We start from the raw sequence: 20,104 nt of genomic DNA on the forward strand, positions 1-20,104 counted from the left end.
CATAGAGAAAAAGTTGATAAGTAGCTACACTTAGCACTTCAAAAAATCAGCCTGTAATAGATTTAATTGCAAATGAAAACACAACGTGAACAATTGATACAAAAATGGATAACATCTGTACTCAATTCAGATCAATTTGAAATCAACTTTTTAGCAGGCGATGCTAGTTTCCGTCGTTATGCACGAATTAGCTTGAATAATAAAACATTTATGTTGATGGATGCACCACCTGAACAAGAAGATTGTGTACCTTTTGTGTCGATTGATGAATTCTTTGACCAACATGGCGTGCGTGTACCGCATATTGTGGCAAAAGACCTTGAGCAAGGCTTTTTATTGCTTGAAGATTTTGGTGATGTTTTGTTATCAACTTTATTGAATGATCAGACTGTTGATGAGTATTATGCACAAAGTTTTAAGCAGTTGGTGCAACTTCAAACCATTCAAGGTGAAGGGCATTTTCCAGCGTATGCATATGAAAAACTGATTTCAGAAATGGAATTGTTAACAGATTGGTTATTGCCTTCTTTAAAGATTCAGCCAACAACTGAAGAAAGTGCCTTGATTAAACGCACTTTTGCGATTTTAGCCAATGCTGCATTGGCACAGCCTCAAGTTATTGTACATCGTGACTTTCATAGTCGTAACTTGATGAAATTGGACAATGAAACAGACCTCGGTGTGATTGACTTCCAAGATGCTGTAATAGGTGCAGATACCTATGACTTAATCTCGATTACCCGTGATGCTTATGTACAATGGAATCCAGAGCGTGTTTATACATGGTTTAAAGTATTCTATGACTTATTACCAGAAACACAAAAACAAGATCGTGATTTTGCTCAGTTTAAACAAGATGCTGACCTCATGGCGATCCAACGTCATATTAAAATTCTAGGAATTTTTGTACGTCTGTTTGAGCGTGATGGTAAGTCAGGTTATTTAAAAGATTTACCACGTGTGATGTGGTATTTGCTTGAAGAATCTAAACCTTATGCAGAATTACAACCATTTATGCAGTTTATTCATGCTACAGTTTTGCCGAAATTTGAAGAAAAATATGGCAAATACGAGGTTGTTGCATAATGAAAGCCATGATTTTAGCCGCAGGTTTAGGCAATCGTATGCGTCCATTGACGCTATATAAACCCAAGCCTTTACTTGAAGTTGGTGGAAAAGCCTTGATCGTTTGGCACATCGAAAAACTAAAAAGCATAGGTGTGACTGAGATTATCATCAACTCTGCATGGTTAGCAGATGTCCTGATTGGTGCCTTGGGTGATGGTTCGCAATATGGTGTCACCATTCGTTGGACACGTGAAGATGAAGGTTTGGAAACAGCAGGCGGTATTATCAATGCTTTGCCTTTGTTGGGTGATGAGCCATTTATTTTGTTAAATGGCGATGTGTGGACAACCTTTGATTTTGCACCTTTGCTAGATGTGAAGTTAAATGGTGATTTAGCGCATTTGATTTTTGTGCAAAATCCTGAGCAACATCCCCATGGTGATTTTACCTTGGCAGAGGGTCGAGCATATACTTTCGATCAAAATGTGCAGGGTGAAAACCTTACTTTTAGTGGTATTTCGATTATTCATCCTCAACTGTTTGATGGTTTGGCGCAAGGAAAACGACCTTTAGCACCATTGCTGAAACAAGCGATGTTAGACAATAAAATTTCTGCGGAAAAAATGTCAGCAGCTTGGGTCGATGTTGGAACACCTGAACGTTTAATGGCGCTAGACTTACAAATTCGTCAAGGTGTCTATGTTTAAGTTGGACTTAATGTGCTTAATTGCGTATTAACTCAGCGTTCGCTAGTGTTCCACGATTTAGAAATCGGTATACTTTCCCCTAATTTTTTAGAGATGTTGTGTATTTATGCATCCATTTTTTCAAGAGTTAAAACAAGGCAGTGAAAAGCTTGGCTTAAAACTCAGTGATGAATCGCTTGGTCTATTATTAAAGTATCAAGATGCTTTAGTGCTGTGGAACAAAGCATATAACTTAACCGCAATTCGTGATCCTAAAGAAATGTTGGTGAAACATCTTTTGGACAGTTTAAGCATTTTAAATGACTTACCTGAAGGTCGTTTATTGGATATTGGGACAGGTGGTGGCATGCCAGGGATGATTATTGCCCTGTGTCAACCTGAACGTCAGTGTGTATTGTTAGATTCAAATGGTAAGAAAATTCGTTTCCTTAAACAATTTATTGCCGATTTAAAACTACAAAATGTGATTGCTGTACAAACACGCGTCGAAAACCCTGAAAGTATTCAAGCATTAGGAAAATTTGACGTGATTACCAGTCGTGCATTTGCATCATTGACTGATTTTGTGACGGCATCAGCTCCATTTATGCATGAAAGCAGTGTCATTGCTTCGATGAAAGGTTTAATTCCTGAAGATGAAGTGGAACAGTTAAAAAACCAATTTAGTTGTGAAATTATTGAATTGCGTGTTCCACGTTTAGACGAACAACGTCATTTACTTTTATTAAAACAAATTTAATTCATCTTAGGAATTGGGGTTTACCATGGCTCAGATTATCGCAATTGCAAACCAAAAAGGTGGCGTAGGTAAAACCACAACGGCTGTCAATTTGGCTGCTTCATTGGCAGTACTCAAAAAACGCGTTTTATTGGTCGATATGGACTCACAAGGCAATGCCACAATGGGTTCAGGTGTTCAAAAAAATGATTTATTGTATTCAATCACTGATGTATTGTTAGGTGAAGTGTCGATTGAAAATGCAATTGCAAAATCAGAAGTGGGCTATAAAGTTTTAGGCTCAAATCGTGATTTGGCAGGTGTAGAATTAGCCATTGCAGAACATGAGGGGCGTGAGTTTATTTTACGTCATGCTTTGCAAGAAGTAGCAGATCAATTTGATTATATCATTGTAGATTGTGCGCCAAGTTTAAGCCTGATCACAGTGAATGCTTTGGCTGCTGTGGACAGTGTTTTGATTCCAATGCAATGCGAATACTATGCTTTAGAAGGTTTGGCTGATTTAACACAAACGATTGATAAAATTCAGCAAGCACTGAATCCAAGTTTAGAAATTGAGGGTGTATTACGGACAATGTATGATGCTCGAAATGCATTAACACGTGATGTATCTGCTGAACTTGAACAGTATTTTGGTCGCAAACTTTATGAAACCGTCATTCCACGTAATGTACGCTTAGCAGAAGCACCAGCGCATGGTTTACCGATTATTTATTTTGAGAAAAGCTCTAAAGGTGCAGTTGCTTATTTAAATTTAGCAGCTGAAATTTTAAAAAAGAGTAAATTGAAAAAAGGAACGAAAGCATGACCACCAGAAAACGAGGCTTGGCGAAAGGTCGTGGCTTAGACGCATTATTAGGCTCTATTCAAAAAGAAAGATTACAACTTGAGTCACAAACATTAGATTTGGGTCAGTTTAAATATATTAATGTGCATTTATTGACGCGTGGTGAATATCAACCACGTCGCTTCATTAAAGAAGAAGACCTACAAGAGTTAGCGGCATCTATTGAAAAACATGGTGTGATGCAACCTATTGTCATTCGCCCGATTGATAATGAAAAGCATCCATATGAAATCATTGCAGGTGAACGTCGTTGGCGCGCAGCGCAGCTCGCTGGTTTAACTGAAGTTCCTGCCATTGTTCGTGAGTTAAATGACCAAGTTGCGATTGCTTTAGCACTCATTGAAAATATTCAACGCCAAGATTTAAATCCAATTGATCAAGCGATGGCGTTGCAGCGTTTTCACGAAGAGTTTGGTTTAAGTCATCAAGAAATTGCAGATACGGTGGGCAAGGCACGTACTACAGTCAGTAATTTATTGCGTTTGTTAAGTTTGGCTGAAGAAATCAAAGATTTTATGCAACAAGGCTTCCTTGATATGGGGCATGCACGTGCAATTTTGACATTGAAAGCCAAAGATCAACTGCATATTGCACAAGTTGTCATAGAAAAAAGTTTATCTGTACGTCAAACAGAACAACTCGTTCGAGATTGGAATACACCTAAGCAAGATAAAACCAAGATTATTGCGCCTGATGTTGAGCAATTGACTCAAAAATTGTCTGAACGTTTTAGTGCCAATGTCAAAATTGACTATAACAAGCAAGGAAAGGGTAAATTGGTCATCAGCTATAATTCTTTAGATGAATTAGATGGTATTTTAAATATCTGTCTTGCTGAAAATGATGCTTAATATACTTTCGTGTTTGTGAGGAAAAGTGGCGTATAAAACGCCACTTTTTATTGCTTAAATTAATATTTTAGTGTGATTTCTGATTTTGTCGCTTCAGAAATTTGCTTTTTGCTCACGGGGTCTTGCTTACAGTTAAAGCTTTCAAACAAAGCCAATTGATCTGCAAAATGTGCATCTAACTGACCATTTTTATGTACAAAACCACTTTGACCCGGTGCAATGACTGAGCACATTGACACTTGATTTGGGCTAAGCACCACCTTGAAGCTCGCACTTCCTGCATTACTATAAGTCGATAATTGTTGTTCTGATTTTAAATCAGCCCAAGGAATACCCACTGAATTTTTTGCAGAAAAGTGCATATTGGCAACTGGCGTTTTCCAGTCATTTGGGTTTTCTGATTTATATTGTGTTTTAAGTTGTTTTAAGGCTAACTCAAGCGCATTTAACACAATATGATCAGGGTTTTCACCTCCTAAAAAGTCAACTTGTTGTGGAACGCCTGCATTTTTTTGTAAGGCATTCCAAATCAGTTTAGATGCTGGTGCAGGTTGGGCACTGCGCGGATCATTTTGTACAGGATATAAAGTATCGGTATATTTTTGATAAATTGTAGCAGGCAGATTTGGTTTTAACACCAAAATGATCATTTGATCTAACCATGCACGCATAATTGTTGGTGCTGCACCTTGATAATATTTTCCTGTACTATCTGGGTTTAATTTCATATCCCATTGTTCAAGTAATGGGGCAATACTTTGTGCCAAAGCAGATGCATGTTCACTTTTGGCAACTTTAATCATATCCGGAATGAAATATCGCGCATTTAAATCAGAGCGTGATGAAATACGATTGATTTCCCAAATATCTTGTTGGTTAAATTTTTCTTTGGCTTTTAATGGTTCTAAGATTTCATTCACGCGATCGACATAAGAAAAGTTAGAAGAATCAGCAAATAAGTTGTTATAGGCTTTATTATTCCAACTCGCAATATAGCCTTTAGATGGGTTTAATTGCTGCGGATTTTTTGAAAAATCATAAAATCCTTGCCATTCCATTGAGCCATCACCCACCGCAGGTAACTGAATATTTTGGTTAGTCGGGCGAATAGGTAAACGTCCAAGTGCTGCTACACCGATATTATTTTGTGTGTCTGCATAAAACCATGTAATAGATGCTGCAACACGTGAAGCTTGGGTTAAGAAGTCCTTCCAATTGGTTGTTTTGGCTGCTTCTGCCCAACCGAGTAAGGTTTCAATTTCTTGTCCTTCCCAACTGCGACGTGTCGCATAGGCAGTATGATTGCTTTGATCCCAACTACTGACAAAACCTTGTTTGGTTTTGTAGACATCAAGAAGATGATCTTCTTGGTCTAAAACTTTAATTTTGATTTGTTTATGGTCAAAAGGAATATATTTCCCTTGATACAAATACTCTTTAGGGTTAGATGGGTTAAGCTGAATTTGATAAATATCATTGGTATCTAAAGAGCCAACAGTAGAGCCCCAAGCAATTTTGCCATTTGTACCAAATAAAATTGCAGGTAAACCCACAGGCGTAATACCTGTTAAATCATAACCTGCACCATGTAATCCTATGCCATAGGTAATTGCAGGCGTATACCAACCTTGTTGTGGTGCATTATATAAAACTGCTTGACCTTCTTGCGTCTTATCTGCATTTAGCACCCATGCATTACTTGCAGTGGGTACATCATTAACTACACCATTTCCCATAGTTAAACGCATTTGTTGCATATAGCTTTGTGCGCTATAACTTGATATGGGTTTTAAATTTTTACTGATTTGAGCCTGAGCTTTTAATGGAGAATTTTCAGTATCTACAATGGTTGGGGCGGTAGGGTCATTGAGCCAACGCAATTGATTATATATTTTTTTTCCTTCCTCAGCACCTTTGGCTTTTTGTAGCTCAGTATATAAATCTAAATTGGCAACTTCAGAACTTGATGCAAAGAAGCGATTTAAAATCAGTCCAACCCAAACCATAGCGATATCTTCAGACTTCCATTCTGATGGTTTAAAACCATAGTCAATGAATTCTTTAGGCATAAGTTCAGGATTGGCAATGACTTCTTGAACGCGACGTGTAAAGCCTGCGGCATAACCATCAAAAATGGCTTTATCTTCAGGAGAAAGTTTGTCGAGTTGTTGGCGGATTGATTTAGGATCAAAGCGACTATGTGTAGCGATATCAAAAGCAAGATATTCTTTGCCTAAGACTTCTGCTGTCGTACCCCAGCCTGTACGTTTAGACATTTCCATTTGAAATAAACGATCTGTAGCAATCGCATATCCATAACCATAAAATAAACCATAGGTTTCATCTGCATAAATATGCGGCATACCATATTGATCTCGTTTGATCGAAATGGTTTTACTGGTTTCAGGGGGAGTACTTGGTGTAGATGATGAATTACAGGCAGATAGCAATAATGCAGCTATGCTGAGGCAACTCACCGTTACATTTTTTTTAAAAGCTGTACGATCCTTCGTCGATTTAACACGTCCAGAGTTAATCAAGTTTTTGCTCCTTTTTGTTTTAAATAACCTAATAAAAATATTCAGATTTTTATTGGCTTTAAAAATATTAAAGATATAACATATATTATTCAATGTAATAATTAATTTAAAATTCCATTAATGAATGGAGTGATTTGCCATTGTGATTTTTTAAATTTTTAAAGATGCATTGTTTTAATTTAAGTTTTTCTAAAAAATGAGATTAAAATCTCATTTGAATGGTGATAGAATTAAAAAAGGTGATCAACTGAGCTTGATCACCTTATATCATTTCTAGGCAATAGATCATTGCCAAAGCATTAATCTATTTTCTTGAAAAGAAAATCATTGATCTTATGACCTGCTTCAATACCACGACGCTCAAATTTAGTTTGAGGACGCCATTCAGGACGTGGGTAGCTATTGCCTTTACCTGCTAAATTTTCTAGGCGAGGACGGTTGTCAAGAACATCAAGCATCCACTCAGCATAAGGTTCCCAGTCAGTGGCAGCGTGGAAAGTTCCCCCAATTTCTAGTTTTTCTTCAACAAGAGGCATGCGGTCATGTGAAACAAAACGACGTTTGAAATGACGCTTTTTCTGCCAAGGATCAGGGAAATATAATTGAATGGTATTGATACTATTGTCTGGCATTTCGCGTAATACTTGGATCGCATCTGCATCTAAAACACGTAAGTTGCTTAGTTCTGCCATACCTGCTTCATAGACACATTGTGCAATACCCGGAACATGAACTTCAATACCAATAAAGTTGCGTTCAGGATTGGCTTTTGCCATGAGTACTAACGAACGTCCCATACCAAATCCAATTTCAACAGTAAGTGGGCGTTCAGGATGTGGAAAATGTTGGCGTAAATCACCAACAGGGTATTCCAAAATTAAATCACGATGTTGTTCAAGCGCAGAACGTTGTGAAGTATTTAGAGGCGCAGAACGACGCATAAAAGTCACAATTTCACGGTGCTCGTGCAAATTGTCTAACTCTACAACTTGCGCTCCAATTTGATCGTTTGACATAAGCTTGGGGATTACCAAAAATACAAAAGCGCTATTTTAAGTACTCTACTTTTCAAGTCAAACCTTTTATAGAGAATTCAAGCATAAAAAGTGTAATGTGAACACTTTAGCTGGAATTGTCATGAAATATTCATGGCGATGTCATGTATGAAAACTAAGCTGAATTTAATTTAAACAAAAAATGTTCAAATCATGAAATTATTCAAGCCACATACACTTGCACTCAGTTTAACGCTGCTGAGCTGTTCTTTTTCAAGCCATGCACAATTGATGTTTAGCCAATATATTGACGGGTCAGCCAATCGCAAAGGTCTAGAAATTTATAATCCTGATGCCAATAAAGTGAATTTAGCAGATTATGAAATTCAACAGTTTAGCAATGGCGGTACAATTAAAACCTTAACAGTCACATTACAAGGTGAGTTGCCAAGTCAGCAGAAGTTTGTCATTGGTCGTTCAGAGTTAAAAGCAGCTATTGGTGATCAGGTCAATCAAGTTGCAGGATTATCTTTTAATGGTGATGATGCTTTAGTTCTACTTTATCGAGGAGTGCCCGTAGACCGTTTTGGTCGTGTCGGAGAGCGTCCCGAGGGTGGCTGGGGAGCAGCAGTTAAAAGTGTAGCAAATAGCTTTCAACGTATAGAAACACAAAATAATGTTGTGAGTATCGAGAGTACTGCAAATTTTAATTTAGATCAGTCATGGACAGCATGGACAGATCGCAACGCTTTTTCAAATTATTTAACAGGGACAGTAACACCACCTGTAACGTCTATAAGTTGTAATGTAACAGATACCCCTATTGCTGATTTACAAACAGCACAGCAAAATCAAAATTATATTATTCGTGGTGTAATCACCGCAGATTATCGTTATCAAGATGGTTTTTCAGGTTTTTATGTACAAACTGCGGACAGTAAAGCCAAAGCTGACGTAAGCAATGCGATTTTTGTTTATGTTCCTACAAGCAGTCATATAACTGGGGGCAAAGTTGGTGAAGAAGTTATTCTTAGAGGACGCCTAAGTAATTATCAAAACCAATTACAGATTGATCAACTCAGCAGTAATATTCAAACGTGTAATACTGATGCAGCGAGTTTAGTTAGCCCACAAAGTTTAACTCTGCCATTTACAGACTTAAACTCAAGTACAGGTCATGTACCAAAGCGCTATCAAGGGATGTATGTCAGGTTGCCTCAAACATTAACGGTGAGTGAAAACTATAGCTATGGGCGTTATGGAGATTTGTCTTTAAGTCTTGGGCGTTTGTATATTCCAACAAATTTATTTGCAGCAAAATCTCCTGAAGCGATTCAGTTAGCAAAACAAAACTTGCTCTCAAAAATCATTTTAGATGATGGTTTTAATAATCAAAACAGAACCCCTTGGTTGCCACAGTATTTTAATGCTAAAAATACACTGCGTTCAGGTTATCAACTCAAAAATGTTGAGGGTATTTTAGAATATCGTTTTAATGCATGGCGTATTCAACCTATTCAAGGTCATACAGCACCTGAAGTAATTCAGGACAGTAATTTGCGCTCAGGTGTGATTGCTAAAGAAAAACAACAGATTCGTGTCGCTGCTTTTAATGTCCTAAATTATGATAATGGTGCAGAAAAAGGTTTTCCTACAGAACGTGGTGCTAGCTCACAAGCTGAATTTGATAAACAACATCTTAAAATTATCAGTGCTTTAAAGCAAATTGATGCTGATGTTTATGGCTTGATGGAAATTGCAAATAATGGCTATGCTGAAAATAGTGCAGTTGCTTACTTAACGAAAGCTTTGGGTGCTGATTGGAAATATGTGATTCCACCTCATTCAGCAAAATTAGGTAGCGACGCGATTGCTGTTGCGATTATTTATAATGCTAAACGTGTGAAACCTGTAAAAGATGCTGTCATTTATGATGATGTAACGCAAATGAATCGCGTGACAATGGCACAAACATTTCAGGCTGTAAATGGTGGTAAGAAATTTACAATTGTTCCAAATCATTTAAAATCAAAACGTTGTGATGGTGCAACAGGTTTGGATCTCGACCAAAATGATGGGCAGGGTTGTTATAATCAAACACGTTTAACTGCGGTACAAAAATTGAGTCAATGGATTGCCACCAATCCAACCAAAGTACCAAATCCTCATTATTTATTGGTGGGTGATTTTAATAGTTACGCCAAAGAAGCGCCTATTTTAGAACTTGAAAAAGCCAATTATAAAGCTTTATTAAATGATGAGAAAATCGGTCAAGCTAAGACGGCTTATAGTTATGTTTTTGGTGTGGCAAGTGATGCCAATGGTTATGGTGGTGCAGGAAATTTAGATCATGCGATTGCTGATCAATATTTATATCCACGGGTAAGACGTGCATTTGCATGGCATATTAATGCTGACGAGCCTACAGCACTGGATTATAACGAAGAATATAAAACAGATGAGCAAAAGCGTGATTTTTATGCTGCTGATGCCTATCGTTCATCTGATCACGATCCGATTATTGTTGATTTAGATCTAAGAGGAAATGCACAGGATCCTGACCAGAATCAAGGAAATGGAAATAATCCGACAGGTTCTACCATCGCTGATTTTTTTGCAGCTTTATGGAATTGGTTAGGGAAAATTTTCTCAGCGAAATAAAATATAAACATAACTGAAAAAGAGAGTGTAATGCTCTCTTTTTTATTTTTACTTTTATAAATAAAGAATGACACGAATTAAAGTCGAGGTTGGTATGGACTGGATTTCAAAATGACCTCTTAAACGTTGCACACGAACTTGCATACTTTGCAAACCAACATGAAAGCCTTGTTGTACAAGAAGTGGGTCAAAACCTTGTCCATTATCATGTATTTCTAAAATAAGTTGTTGTTGATGTTGTTGTAATTTAACTTCAACACGGTTTGCATGGCTGTGTTTGACAATATTCGTTAAAGCTTCTTCAGCAACACGTAAGAGGGTTAAGCATTGTAAGGGAGTGGGTGTAATCACCCATGTCGGTGCGACAGTCCATGTGGACTGAATATCCATTTCTTCAAAAATTTGTACAAAACGATGCCGAATAGAAGCCACCCATAAAATAGGATTTTCGGGGGTTTTGGTGTCCAAACTGGCACTGGTATCAATCACTTGACGCAAATCATTGCGTAGTAATTTTAAAATAGACAGCATTTGTTGTTTTTCAATATGTTCATGATGGTCAACTAAAATAATGGAGCGAACTATTGATCCTCCAATACCATCATGTAAATCTTGTGCCAAATGGATTCTTTCTTGTAATTTAACATTGTCCAAGGCGAGGGCATGTTGCTGGTTCAGCAAAGTTGATAATTCAGACTGTGCATTTCGCACTGTATCTTCTAGCGTTTTGTTAAAATTCTCAATTCGTTTGGCATTGTTTGATAAACGTAAAGCCAATACAAAACCAATAAATAAACTGGTAATCGGTGCTGTGTATGGAGAGAGAACACTGCCTTCAAGTGTCATCATGTAATAAGCATCATTAAAGGCGATAGGAAGAAATGAAATTTGTACAAATGCTAAAAAATAACCTTCAGGAACTTTTGAACGATAGGCAATATAAGGATATGTTATACATTTTAAGACAAAAATCAGCACTGCAAGTACAAAAATTACTTGATGAATCACAGGTTGAAAATGTTCAGGTGTAAACAAAATCGTCATGCTGCTGATTGCAACAAAAGCCCATAATGCTCTTTCGACGACTATAAATTTTTGCTTGGCAAATCGCCAAATCGCAATACAACTAAAAGTCACATAAAAACAGAAAACAATGAGATGAAGTTGATCAACTTGTAAATTATTTAAATGAAAAATCGGTTTAGGATACATCGCGATGATTAAATACATCGTCCAAAAACAACCTAAAATAGAAAACCAAATAAACGATTTATTACGACGATCAAATAACCAAACCAATATACATAACAGAGCAATAACTAAATTAATCATAATGTTGAGAATAGTGAGTGTACGTTTCTCAGTCAGATGATGTTGATAAATTGGCTGCATTTTTTGTGGCGAGCCAATATATAAGCGTCCTAAACCTGCTTTTTGTGTGGGGACGCCAATGACATGAATAATCAGTTGATTTTTCCCAGATTTTAAACTCGCAGCAGGCAATAACCATTGTTGTGGTAAGTGCCAATTTCGTGATACAGGATCTGTTAAATATTGATCTTGATAAATCAGTTCATCATTTAAAAAGATTTGTGCAGCCATGTTGATATTTTCAATGACAAGCTGTTGTGCAGTATGGGTATTGGTTGGGCAAAGATATGTCCAGTCGATGCTATACCATGCACTTTTTTGATTGTTTTTCCATTCTTTAGACCAATAGTCGGGTAGTTTTTCAACACTACGCCAACCTGATTGGGGGAAAGATTCTCCAGTTTGCCCTGAACCTTGAGCAACACTTATTTTCTCGATTTTAGCGGTACAAATATCTTGAATTGTAGGAGAAATAGGGACAGCATTTGTTTTAGAAATAAAGAAAAAAATGAAAAACAAGAATATGAAGCAGTGACAAACCCATATCTTTTTCAATGAGCGATTTGTTTGCACCTGAAGAACATACTGTTGAAGCATATAAGCCATAACTCTTGATTTATTTAATCTTTGATCTCTATGAAAGTGAATGAGATGAAAGATCTTTTAAAATGTGTAAAGTTGCCCGAATGGTCGTTTCACCTTGAGTAGAATGCATTTCAAACTCACCCCCTAAACGTTTAATCCGAACTTGCATGCTTTGTAAGCCAACATGAAAGCCTTGTTGTACACTCAGCGGGTCAAAACCGCATCCATTGTCTTGAATTTCTAAAATTAAAATATGATTTTCTATTTCAATTAAAGACACTTGAACTAGACTCGCTTGACTATGTTTGACAATGTTGTTTAGTGCTTCCTCAGCAACCCGTGCGAGCGTTAAACACTGTAAAGGGGCTGGTGTAGTCACCCATGTCGGTGGAATTTGCCAAATAGATTCAATATCCATTTCTTCAAAAATTTGTACAAAACGATGCCGAATAGGGGCTGCCCATAAAATCGGTGTGTCAGGGATTTTTGCGCCTACACTAGAACCCATATCAATGACTTGACGTAAGTCATTGCGTAATAGTTTTAACATGGACATCATTTGAGCTTTATCAACATGCTCATTTAGATCAAGTAAAATCATAGAACGAGAAATAGAGCCACCCAGTCCATCATGTAATTCATGTGATAAGTTTAGTCGCTCTTGTAAACGAATATTATTGATTTCTAATTGATATTTTTTATTTAAGGAATGTTCTAAATCAACGGTTACTTTTTCAACTGTATGGCTTAAGTTTTGATTAAATAATTCGACTTGGTTAATATTTTGTGCAATACGCCAAGCCAAAATACAAGAAATGGCTAAACTGGTAAATGGTGCAGCAAAAGGTGTCCAAAAAAAAGCGTTAATATCAACATGTCGAATTGTTAAATCATGAATCGCAATAATAATAAAAATTAAAAAAATAGCAGCTAAAAATAAAACTTCTGCATTTCGATTTTTAAAAGCGAGCCATTGAAAAAATAAACAATTACTTAAAAAAACAGTACAACTATAGAGAAAACAAAATAGGCTAACCTCTCTTAAATAGGTAACAGGTGTAATAAAAAGAATTACACTGAAAATGATGGTTAATCCTAAAAGAAAATATTCAGTTTTTTTAAAATTTTTGTGTGCAAAACGCCATGAAAATAAGCATAAACAATAAACATAACCCAGCAATAAAATAAGATTCAAACGTGCTGTCATTAATGTATCTGTTAAAGGGATTGGCTTCGTCATTAAAATATTACTAATGAATCCAATCCAAAAAAATGAGGTTAATGCAAACCAGCCAAAAGCAGATTCTTTACGGCGAAATAACCAAATAAATAACCCCATTAAACCTAAAACTAAAGTAATAATTAGGTTAATCACATAGGTGCTGCGTCGTTCTAAAACCAATCGTTTATATAATTGAGTAATATCATCTACAGAACTAAATTCAATGTTATTGATTCCAGAAGCTTGAGTATGGACGCCCACAACTTTCACTAAAATTTCATTGCGGTCTGTATGAATGGTCGATGCGAGTAGTGTCCACATACGTGGCATATTCCAACTACGAGATAATGGCTCTACTAAAGATTCATCTTGCCAAAGTAATTCGCCATTATGATAAACAGCACCTGCCATATTAATACGGTCGATGAGGAATGCAGCAGGTTGTTGTTGATCAAGTTTAGATGCACACTGTCTTTGCCAAATAATTTTATACCATGCCGTGCCTGAATAATTTCTCCAGTCCATATCCCAATTATGCGGCAGTACTACAGTTTTCCATCCTGTCTGCGGCACAGGATCATTATAATGAGATACTTGGGCAACTTGAGTGCTTAAAATTTTAAAATGACAATGAGCATTGCTTGCGTTATTTAAAGGTGTAGACGCATGGCTAGACATGATCCAGAGACTAGAAAAGATCAGGAACAGCCATGAGAAAACACCTGAGTTCAATCTAAGATCCCCATATGACGTGCTGCATCTACAGCCATAATTCGTGTTGAAACAGCAAGTTTTCTATAAATATGTTTAATATGTGACTCAATGGTATAGCGTGAAAGTGATAATAAATCAGCGATTTCTTTATTGCTTAGACCTTGAGAAACTAAAATTAAAATTTCTTGTTCACGTTTTGATAATACTTCAGTTTTTTCTTTATTGCTTGGATGATTAGACTGTGTTGCTAAGGTATCAATTTGCAATTTTTTTAAAATTTTTTGGGCAATAAATGGGTCAATTGGGGCACCGCCACGTAACACACTACGAATAGATAACATGACTTCTAAATTATCCCGTTCTTTGAGGACATAACCTGTTGCCCCTGCACTAATGGCATTTAAAATGACATCTTCAGTACTCCATGCAGAAACCACCAAAACCAAAATACTCGGATCATATTTTTTTAGGGTTTTAATAAAGTCGATTCCATTTCCATCAGGCAAACCTAAATCTACCAATGCAAAAGAAGCAGAATGCTTTTCTAAAAGTGAATTGGCTTGTGCTAAGTCTGTAGCAAATAATAAATTTTCTTTATGGTATCCCATATCTAGTAGGATTTCTTTCAAACGAATTTGTATGAGTGGTTCATCCTCCACAATAATTACAGGAACAGGTAAACTTAACTCATTATTAACCATAAAATTTCTCTAATAATTTGTTTTATATAATGTGCCTGTATTCTAGGCTTATAGATATCCCTGATATTAGGTATTTTTCTAAGTTTTTTATGTATTTTTGTATGAAATGCTTAAAATAAAAGCAGTTGAAAAATACATTTGATCACTTTTGGTGCAAATTTTTTTTTGAATAAAAAAAGAGCCTAGGATTAGACTCTATTTATAAGAAAATAAATCTTAAAAATTAAATGAAGTAACTGGTTTTAGTCATTAACTTTGAAATAGCCGTCATCGTAATTTTGACAGGGATCGGGAGGTTGACACCACCTGCATCTAAAGCAGTATCACGATGATGCAGTTCATCTTCATTCATTTGCACCAAAATTTTACGCGAGCGTTCATCTTGAGGTGGCAATTGGCTGATATGATGTTGTAAATGCAAACTCACTTGACGTTCAGTTTCAGCGACAAATCCTAAGCTATATTTGTCGCCTGCGATTCCTGCTAATGCACCCATACCAAAAGATAAACCATACCAAACAGGGTTCAGCAAACTTGTATGACTATCTAACTCTTTTAAACGGTCTTCACACCAAGCTAAATGGTCTTGTTCTTCAAGTGCCGCAGTTTGCATTTCACGACGTACATTAGGAAGTTTTGCAGTCAATGCTTGCCCATGATAGAGCGCTTGAGCACACACTTCACCGCTATGATTAACACGCATTAAACCCGCAACATGACGCGCTTCGCTCACTGCCAATTTAGTTTCGGTATTGACTGAAGGATTCTCACGTTGTGCAGAGGTTGTTCCTGGCACTAAGCTTCTTAGGGCTTGATCAAAAGAATGAATAAATTTGTCGATACCCGTGTAATGACGCATGTCAATCCTCCAAAGTAATTTGGGTTGTTGCAAGTAATGGTTTTAAGCGTATGAGTAACCAAATACAAAATAAGCCACTTAAAATCGCAGTGATACTGAAGAGTATTTTAATATCAAGCTTGAGTACACTTAAAATAATTATAGAGAATATTGCAGATGAAACCATGAAAATTGCATTAAAAATATTATTGGCTGCAACAACACGTGCACGATGGGATTTAGGTGCATATGCTTGCATCATGGCATATAAAGGCACAATATAAAAACCACCACAAACCCCCAATAATGTCACAGCACACATCACATGATAATATGCCCAACCTGCTTGGAAGACTTGGGAAATTCCCATTAAATCACCTGTATGTGTTGGAATAAAAGCTAAACTTGCTGCAAAATAAAATGCAAATAGAGTCAAACCGATTGCACCAATAGGCACCATTTTAATATTCACTTCACTGCCACCAAACTTACGGCACAACAATGAACCAACACCAATACCAACAGAAAAAAAAGTTAATAATAAGCTAGAAACATTTTCATTGGCATGTAAGTTCTGCAAAGTCACTTGTGGAATCTGAGTTAAATAGGTAGCACCATAAAACCAATACCAAGAATTTCCTAATAAAACTAAAAAAATTAAAGGTAAGCTTTTTGCATATTGAATGGTTTGAAAACTGGTGCGAAAAAAATTCCAATCAATTTTTAAGTCATTATTTAGAGTAGGTTGTTTTAATATAAAACGACTGGCAATAAAACCAAGTACAGCAATAATAATGACAGTTAAACTAATCCAAAGTAAATTGCCTGCCGAAACTGAGATAACAGCACCACCAATAATCGTTCCTAATAAAATAGCAATTGAGGTACCTGATTGAAATAAAGCATTTCCTGACATTAATTCATTGGGTTTTAAAATTTCAGGCAAAATAGCGTATTTAATGGGACCAAAAAATGTACTATGAGTACCCATTAAAAAGAGGGCAAATAATAAAACCCATAAATTGCCCATTAAAAAACCTGCGGTTGCCAGCAGCATAATGAAAATTTCAAGAATTTTAATCGCACGAACTAAAAAGGAACGCTCATATTTATCGGCAATTTGTCCTGCTGTCGCAGAAAAAATAAAATACGGTAAAATAAATAACAATGCCGCAAGATTATTTAAAGTGCTGATGGAGGTGCCATTTAAATGAATCCAACCATAGGTAATGACAAGTAATAATGAGCCTTTGAAAACATTATCATTTAATGCACCAAAAAACTGGGTGAGGAACATGGGCAAAAAACGTCGAGTTCCTAAGATATGTTCATTTTTTTCCATTCAGTAAGCCATTCATTTAAGTTATATTAAGAAATGTGAGCATTTGGTAACTATATCGCAAAATCATGTATGATATTTTTAACGTCCAAGATAATGTGAAAAGCCAAGTGTTTTCAGTTGGTTTTGGGAACTTTCATTACTCTTATTTTCCATTTATATATTATGGTGTTTAGAGCTTGCTATGCTAGCAAAAATCAAATTTAAAAAATCTATGCTTGCACATTGTATGTATGGCATTTTTAACACAAATGATCTAAATAAACTGTTGTGTGCGAGTATTTTTTTGAGTGTTTGTGCGGCACAAAGTTCCTATGCCTTAGAGACCGAAAATGTGGAGTCGCGCTCACAAACATTGGCTGGAAATACGCAAAAACAGCTTGAAAATGCAGCCGAACAGCAAGGTCTAGGCAAAGAAAAAATTGACCAAATTGATGAACGAATCAAGGAAATCAATCAAGATAAAGTCGCTGTAGATAGTGTAGAAATGCTGCAACAGCAAGAGCAGAATCCTGCAACTTTAAACGACTTTAAGCCGATCGAATTTGAACAATTAGAAGAACTACCTGAAAATAATGTTGATAGTGCTTTAGTGAATGAAATTTTTAAGGTTGCGGAAGAAGCCAAAGTTGAAGCACAAAACTTTCGAAATGGTGTGGCTCAAGCACCTGAAATTACGGTAAATGATGCAACACAACAAGAAATTTCTGAAATTACCACAGCACCTACAGATGTGAAGGACGTCAATGAGCTAATTCGCTCTATTCGTGCAGATAATAAAATTGTGGTTGAAGCCAACGAGTATGGTCGGACTTTGTCTGACATGAGCGTTGAAGATCAAGAGCCGAAAAAAGAAGCCAATATTTTTAAGCGTATTCTTTATAGTATTCGTCCAGCAAAATTTGATACTGCAAAAGTAGAGCGTATCAGTGCGGAGGTTGAAGGTGCGCCAACGATATTAGCCAATAATATCAAAGCAAAACTTTCGAGTTTTACAACGGAAGCATTTTCTGATTTTAATGCGGCAGTTCCTCAGCTTAGAACATTATCAAATCAAGCAGCACAAGCTGTTGGTTATTATAATGCGAAGTTTAAATTTCAAGAAATGAGTGAAAATAAAGTTAAAGTTATTGTAGAAGCCAATGATCCTGTTTTAATCGAAGAACAAAATATAGAATTCTCTGGTGCAGGGAAAAATTTAGCCCAATTACAAGTCATTCGAGTTTTACCTGAACAAGATGTTGGCGATATTTTAAATCATGGTGCTTATGAAGCGACAAAAACACGTATTGTTGATGCTGCAACGAATAATGGTTTCTTTGACAGCTATTGGCGATTACACGATGTAAAAGTTAAACAACCACAGAATAAAGCAGATATTAACTTACGTTATGAAACGGGAGAGCGATATAAACTCGGCGAAGTTGAGTTTAGAATGAGTGACCCAACGAAACCTCTCCCGATTGATTTGAAAGTGTTGCAGTCGATGGCGCCATGGAAAGCGGGCGCCGATTATACCGCTTGGCGTGTAAACTCATTAGCAAATAACCTAACCAATTCACGTTATTTTAATTACACTTTGGTTGATGCTGTTAAACCAGATCCTATTGAAAAACCTTTAGAGTTACCTCCTGATTTACAAGCTTTAGTCGACCAAGAAAAAATTTCAGAGGCAGCATTTGCCGACCAAACTGAGAGTAAAAAAATACACCATTCAGCGACAGAAGTGACGCAAAATGTTGTGGATGAAAATCAGTTCGCAGGGGCAAATAGTGCTGAGATGAACCCTAATGCACGTATGATGCAAGAGCAACAAGAAGTAAAACAATCGGAAACTGAGCTATTACAAGAAAAGGCACGTGAGGAAAAAATCATTCCTGTTATTGTGACTCTAAATGCGGATCGTTTGAATAGTTTAGAAGCTGGTATTGGTTATGGAACAGATACAGGGGTACGTTTACGTGGGCAGTATCGCCGTGCCATTGTTAATCATTTAGGTCATTCTTTTGATGCCAATATGGAGCTATCTCAGATACGCCAATCATTTGATGGTCGTTATAATATTCCTTATAAACATCCACTCAATGATTATATTAGTTTAGTGGGTGGATATGAGCGTGAAGAGCGAGACAGTATTGGTAATGACATGAGTCTTGTAATTGAGTCTGCTGTTGCAGGGGCAGACCGTATTATTAAAGGCTCACGTAAAGACTGGCAGCATGTATTTGGTGTGCGTTATCGTTTAGATCGTGTGACTCAATCGGGTTTAGTTGATCTTGAAAATATTCCAGATGCCTTTTTGATTCCTGGTGCAAACCAAGAGCAAGAATCTTTATTATTAGGTTATGAAACTTCAAAAACCACCAGTGATAATCGTTTAAACCCAACACAAGGTTTTAAACAATCTTATAAAGTCCAAGTGGGTAGTAGTAGTTTATTAACAGATACAGACATGGCAATTGTCAATGCGACATGGAAAGGCTTGTATTCATTAGGTGAAAATAACGATCATCAATTTGTTGCAGGTTTAGAAACGGGTTATATTTTTGCTAAAGATTTTGCCAAAGTACCTTATAACTTACGCTTCTTTGCAGGTGGTGATCAAAGTTTGCGTGGCTTTGATTATAAAAGCTTATCTCCAGAAGAATATGGCTATAAAGTAGGTGGTCAGGCACTGGCAATAGGCTCTTTAGAGTATAATTATCAGTTTAAAGAGGGTTGGCGTGCTGCGGTTTTTAGTGATGTTGGTAATGCTTTTAATGATAAATTTTCGAATGATCCTGAATATAGTGTTGGGGTTGGTATTCGTTGGAAATCACCGATTGGTCCAATACGTCTAGATGTTGCTTCTGGGATTTCTGATCCAGATAAGCCTATACGCTTACATTTCTTTATTGGTTCACAACTTTAATGACATAATAATTTA

Annotated in this window: 14 protein-coding genes; 7 read left to right on the plus strand and 7 right to left on the minus strand. The window is 36.5% G+C overall.

Annotation, left to right across the window (positions count from 1 at the left end; translation table 11 throughout):
* Nucleotides 1-72: 72 nt before the first annotated feature.
* The 5 genes from C9E89_RS09270 to C9E89_RS09290 all read left to right on the plus strand — a co-directional run bounded on the left by C9E89_RS09270 (nucleotide 73) and on the right by C9E89_RS09290 (nucleotide 4,212).
* Nucleotides 73-1,086, plus strand: a complete 1,014-nt coding sequence (locus C9E89_RS09270; RefSeq protein ID WP_107007987.1) for an aminoglycoside phosphotransferase family protein — start codon at nucleotides 73-75, stop codon at nucleotides 1,084-1,086.
* Entirely contained in the window at nucleotides 1,086-1,775 is a 690-nt protein-coding gene (gene murU / locus C9E89_RS09275) for an N-acetylmuramate alpha-1-phosphate uridylyltransferase MurU (protein WP_107007986.1), read from the plus strand. The genes C9E89_RS09270 and murU overlap by 1 nt, the downstream gene beginning before the upstream one ends.
* Before the next feature lie 106 nt (nucleotides 1,776-1,881).
* A complete protein-coding gene (gene rsmG / locus C9E89_RS09280) occupies nucleotides 1,882-2,514 on the plus strand; it encodes a 16S rRNA (guanine(527)-N(7))-methyltransferase RsmG (protein ID WP_107007985.1) in 633 nt (210 codons plus the stop codon).
* A gap of 25 nt (nucleotides 2,515-2,539) precedes the next feature.
* Nucleotides 2,540-3,322 carry a ParA family protein gene (locus C9E89_RS09285; RefSeq protein WP_107007984.1) on the plus strand — a complete coding sequence of 261 codons (783 nt, stop codon included), beginning with the start codon at nucleotides 2,540-2,542 and terminating at the stop codon, nucleotides 3,320-3,322.
* A complete protein-coding gene (locus tag C9E89_RS09290; RefSeq protein ID WP_107007983.1) occupies nucleotides 3,319-4,212 on the plus strand; it encodes a ParB/RepB/Spo0J family partition protein in 894 nt (297 codons plus the stop codon). Before C9E89_RS09285 ends, C9E89_RS09290 begins: the two co-directional genes overlap by 4 nt.
* 59 nt (nucleotides 4,213-4,271) lie before the next feature.
* On the opposite strand, the gene C9E89_RS09295 is transcribed toward C9E89_RS09290, so the two are convergent.
* A complete protein-coding gene (locus C9E89_RS09295) occupies nucleotides 4,272-6,689 on the minus strand; it encodes a penicillin acylase family protein (RefSeq protein ID WP_107008013.1) in 2,418 nt (805 codons plus the stop codon).
* Between the two features lie 362 nt (nucleotides 6,690-7,051).
* A complete protein-coding gene (gene trmB, locus C9E89_RS09300; protein ID WP_107007982.1) occupies nucleotides 7,052-7,768 on the minus strand; it encodes a tRNA (guanosine(46)-N7)-methyltransferase TrmB in 717 nt (238 codons plus the stop codon).
* Nucleotides 7,769-7,960: 192 nt separating this feature from the next.
* Here trmB and C9E89_RS09305 point away from each other — a divergent pair, with 192 nt between their 5' ends.
* Nucleotides 7,961-10,408, plus strand: coding sequence for an ExeM/NucH family extracellular endonuclease (locus tag C9E89_RS09305; RefSeq protein WP_107007981.1), 2,448 nt, complete (start codon nucleotides 7,961-7,963; stop codon nucleotides 10,406-10,408).
* A gap of 54 nt (nucleotides 10,409-10,462) precedes the next feature.
* On the opposite strand, the gene C9E89_RS09310 is transcribed toward C9E89_RS09305, so the two are convergent.
* The 5 genes from C9E89_RS09310 to C9E89_RS09330 all read right to left on the minus strand — a co-directional run bounded on the left by C9E89_RS09310 (nucleotide 10,463) and on the right by C9E89_RS09330 (nucleotide 17,181).
* The gene (locus C9E89_RS09310) at nucleotides 10,463-12,298 is read right to left on the minus strand and encodes a sensor histidine kinase (RefSeq protein WP_171405113.1); all 1,836 of its coding nucleotides are present in this window, start codon (nucleotides 12,296-12,298) and stop codon (nucleotides 10,463-10,465) included.
* A gap of 115 nt (nucleotides 12,299-12,413) precedes the next feature.
* Nucleotides 12,414-14,318 (minus strand): sensor histidine kinase, encoded by a 1,905-nt coding sequence (locus C9E89_RS09315; RefSeq protein WP_228199011.1) that lies wholly within the window; start codon nucleotides 14,316-14,318, stop codon nucleotides 12,414-12,416.
* Nucleotides 14,315-15,001, minus strand: coding sequence for a response regulator (locus tag C9E89_RS09320; RefSeq protein ID WP_107007978.1), 687 nt, complete (start codon nucleotides 14,999-15,001; stop codon nucleotides 14,315-14,317). Before C9E89_RS09320 ends, C9E89_RS09315 begins: the two co-directional genes overlap by 4 nt.
* 223 nt (nucleotides 15,002-15,224) lie before the next feature.
* Complete coding sequence (gene coq7, locus C9E89_RS09325) at nucleotides 15,225-15,860, minus strand: 2-polyprenyl-3-methyl-6-methoxy-1,4-benzoquinone monooxygenase (protein WP_107007977.1); 636 nt, start codon at nucleotides 15,858-15,860, stop codon at nucleotides 15,225-15,227.
* Between the two features lies 1 nt (nucleotide 15,861).
* Entirely contained in the window at nucleotides 15,862-17,181 is a 1,320-nt protein-coding gene (locus C9E89_RS09330) for an MFS transporter (protein WP_107007976.1), read from the minus strand.
* Nucleotides 17,182-17,362: 181 nt separating this feature from the next.
* Here C9E89_RS09330 and C9E89_RS09335 point away from each other — a divergent pair, with 181 nt between their 5' ends.
* On the plus strand, nucleotides 17,363-20,089 hold the full coding sequence (locus C9E89_RS09335; protein ID WP_107007975.1) for an autotransporter assembly complex protein TamA: 2,727 nt from the start codon (nucleotides 17,363-17,365) through the stop codon (nucleotides 20,087-20,089).
* The last annotated feature ends 15 nt before the right edge of the window (nucleotides 20,090-20,104 follow it).

Origin of the sequence: Acinetobacter sichuanensis, from assembly GCF_003024515.2 — a bacterium.
In the GTDB taxonomy this organism is placed as follows: Bacteria; Pseudomonadota; Gammaproteobacteria; order Pseudomonadales; family Moraxellaceae; genus Acinetobacter; species Acinetobacter sichuanensis.

Bases quoted from the DNA above. Each gene is read 5' to 3' on its own strand.
- rsmG (WP_107007985.1), top strand. From the start codon at position 1,882: ATGCATCCATTTTTTCAAGAGTTAAAACAAGGCAGTGAAAAGCTTGGC.
- coq7 (WP_107007977.1), bottom strand. From the start codon at position 15,860: ATGCGTCATTACACGGGTATCGACAAATTTATTCATTCTTTTGATCAA.
- murU (WP_107007986.1), top strand. From the start codon at position 1,086: ATGAAAGCCATGATTTTAGCCGCAGGTTTAGGCAATCGTATGCGTCCA.
- C9E89_RS09335 (WP_107007975.1), top strand. From the start codon at position 17,363: ATGCTAGCAAAAATCAAATTTAAAAAATCTATGCTTGCACATTGTATG.
- C9E89_RS09320 (WP_107007978.1), bottom strand. From the start codon at position 15,001: ATGGTTAATAATGAGTTAAGTTTACCTGTTCCTGTAATTATTGTGGAG.
- trmB (WP_107007982.1), bottom strand. From the start codon at position 7,768: ATGTCAAACGATCAAATTGGAGCGCAAGTTGTAGAGTTAGACAATTTG.
- C9E89_RS09290 (WP_107007983.1), top strand. From the start codon at position 3,319: ATGACCACCAGAAAACGAGGCTTGGCGAAAGGTCGTGGCTTAGACGCA.
- C9E89_RS09305 (WP_107007981.1), top strand. From the start codon at position 7,961: ATGAAATTATTCAAGCCACATACACTTGCACTCAGTTTAACGCTGCTG.
- C9E89_RS09330 (WP_107007976.1), bottom strand. From the start codon at position 17,181: ATGGAAAAAAATGAACATATCTTAGGAACTCGACGTTTTTTGCCCATG.
- C9E89_RS09285 (WP_107007984.1), top strand. From the start codon at position 2,540: ATGGCTCAGATTATCGCAATTGCAAACCAAAAAGGTGGCGTAGGTAAA.
- C9E89_RS09270 (WP_107007987.1), top strand. From the start codon at position 73: ATGAAAACACAACGTGAACAATTGATACAAAAATGGATAACATCTGTA.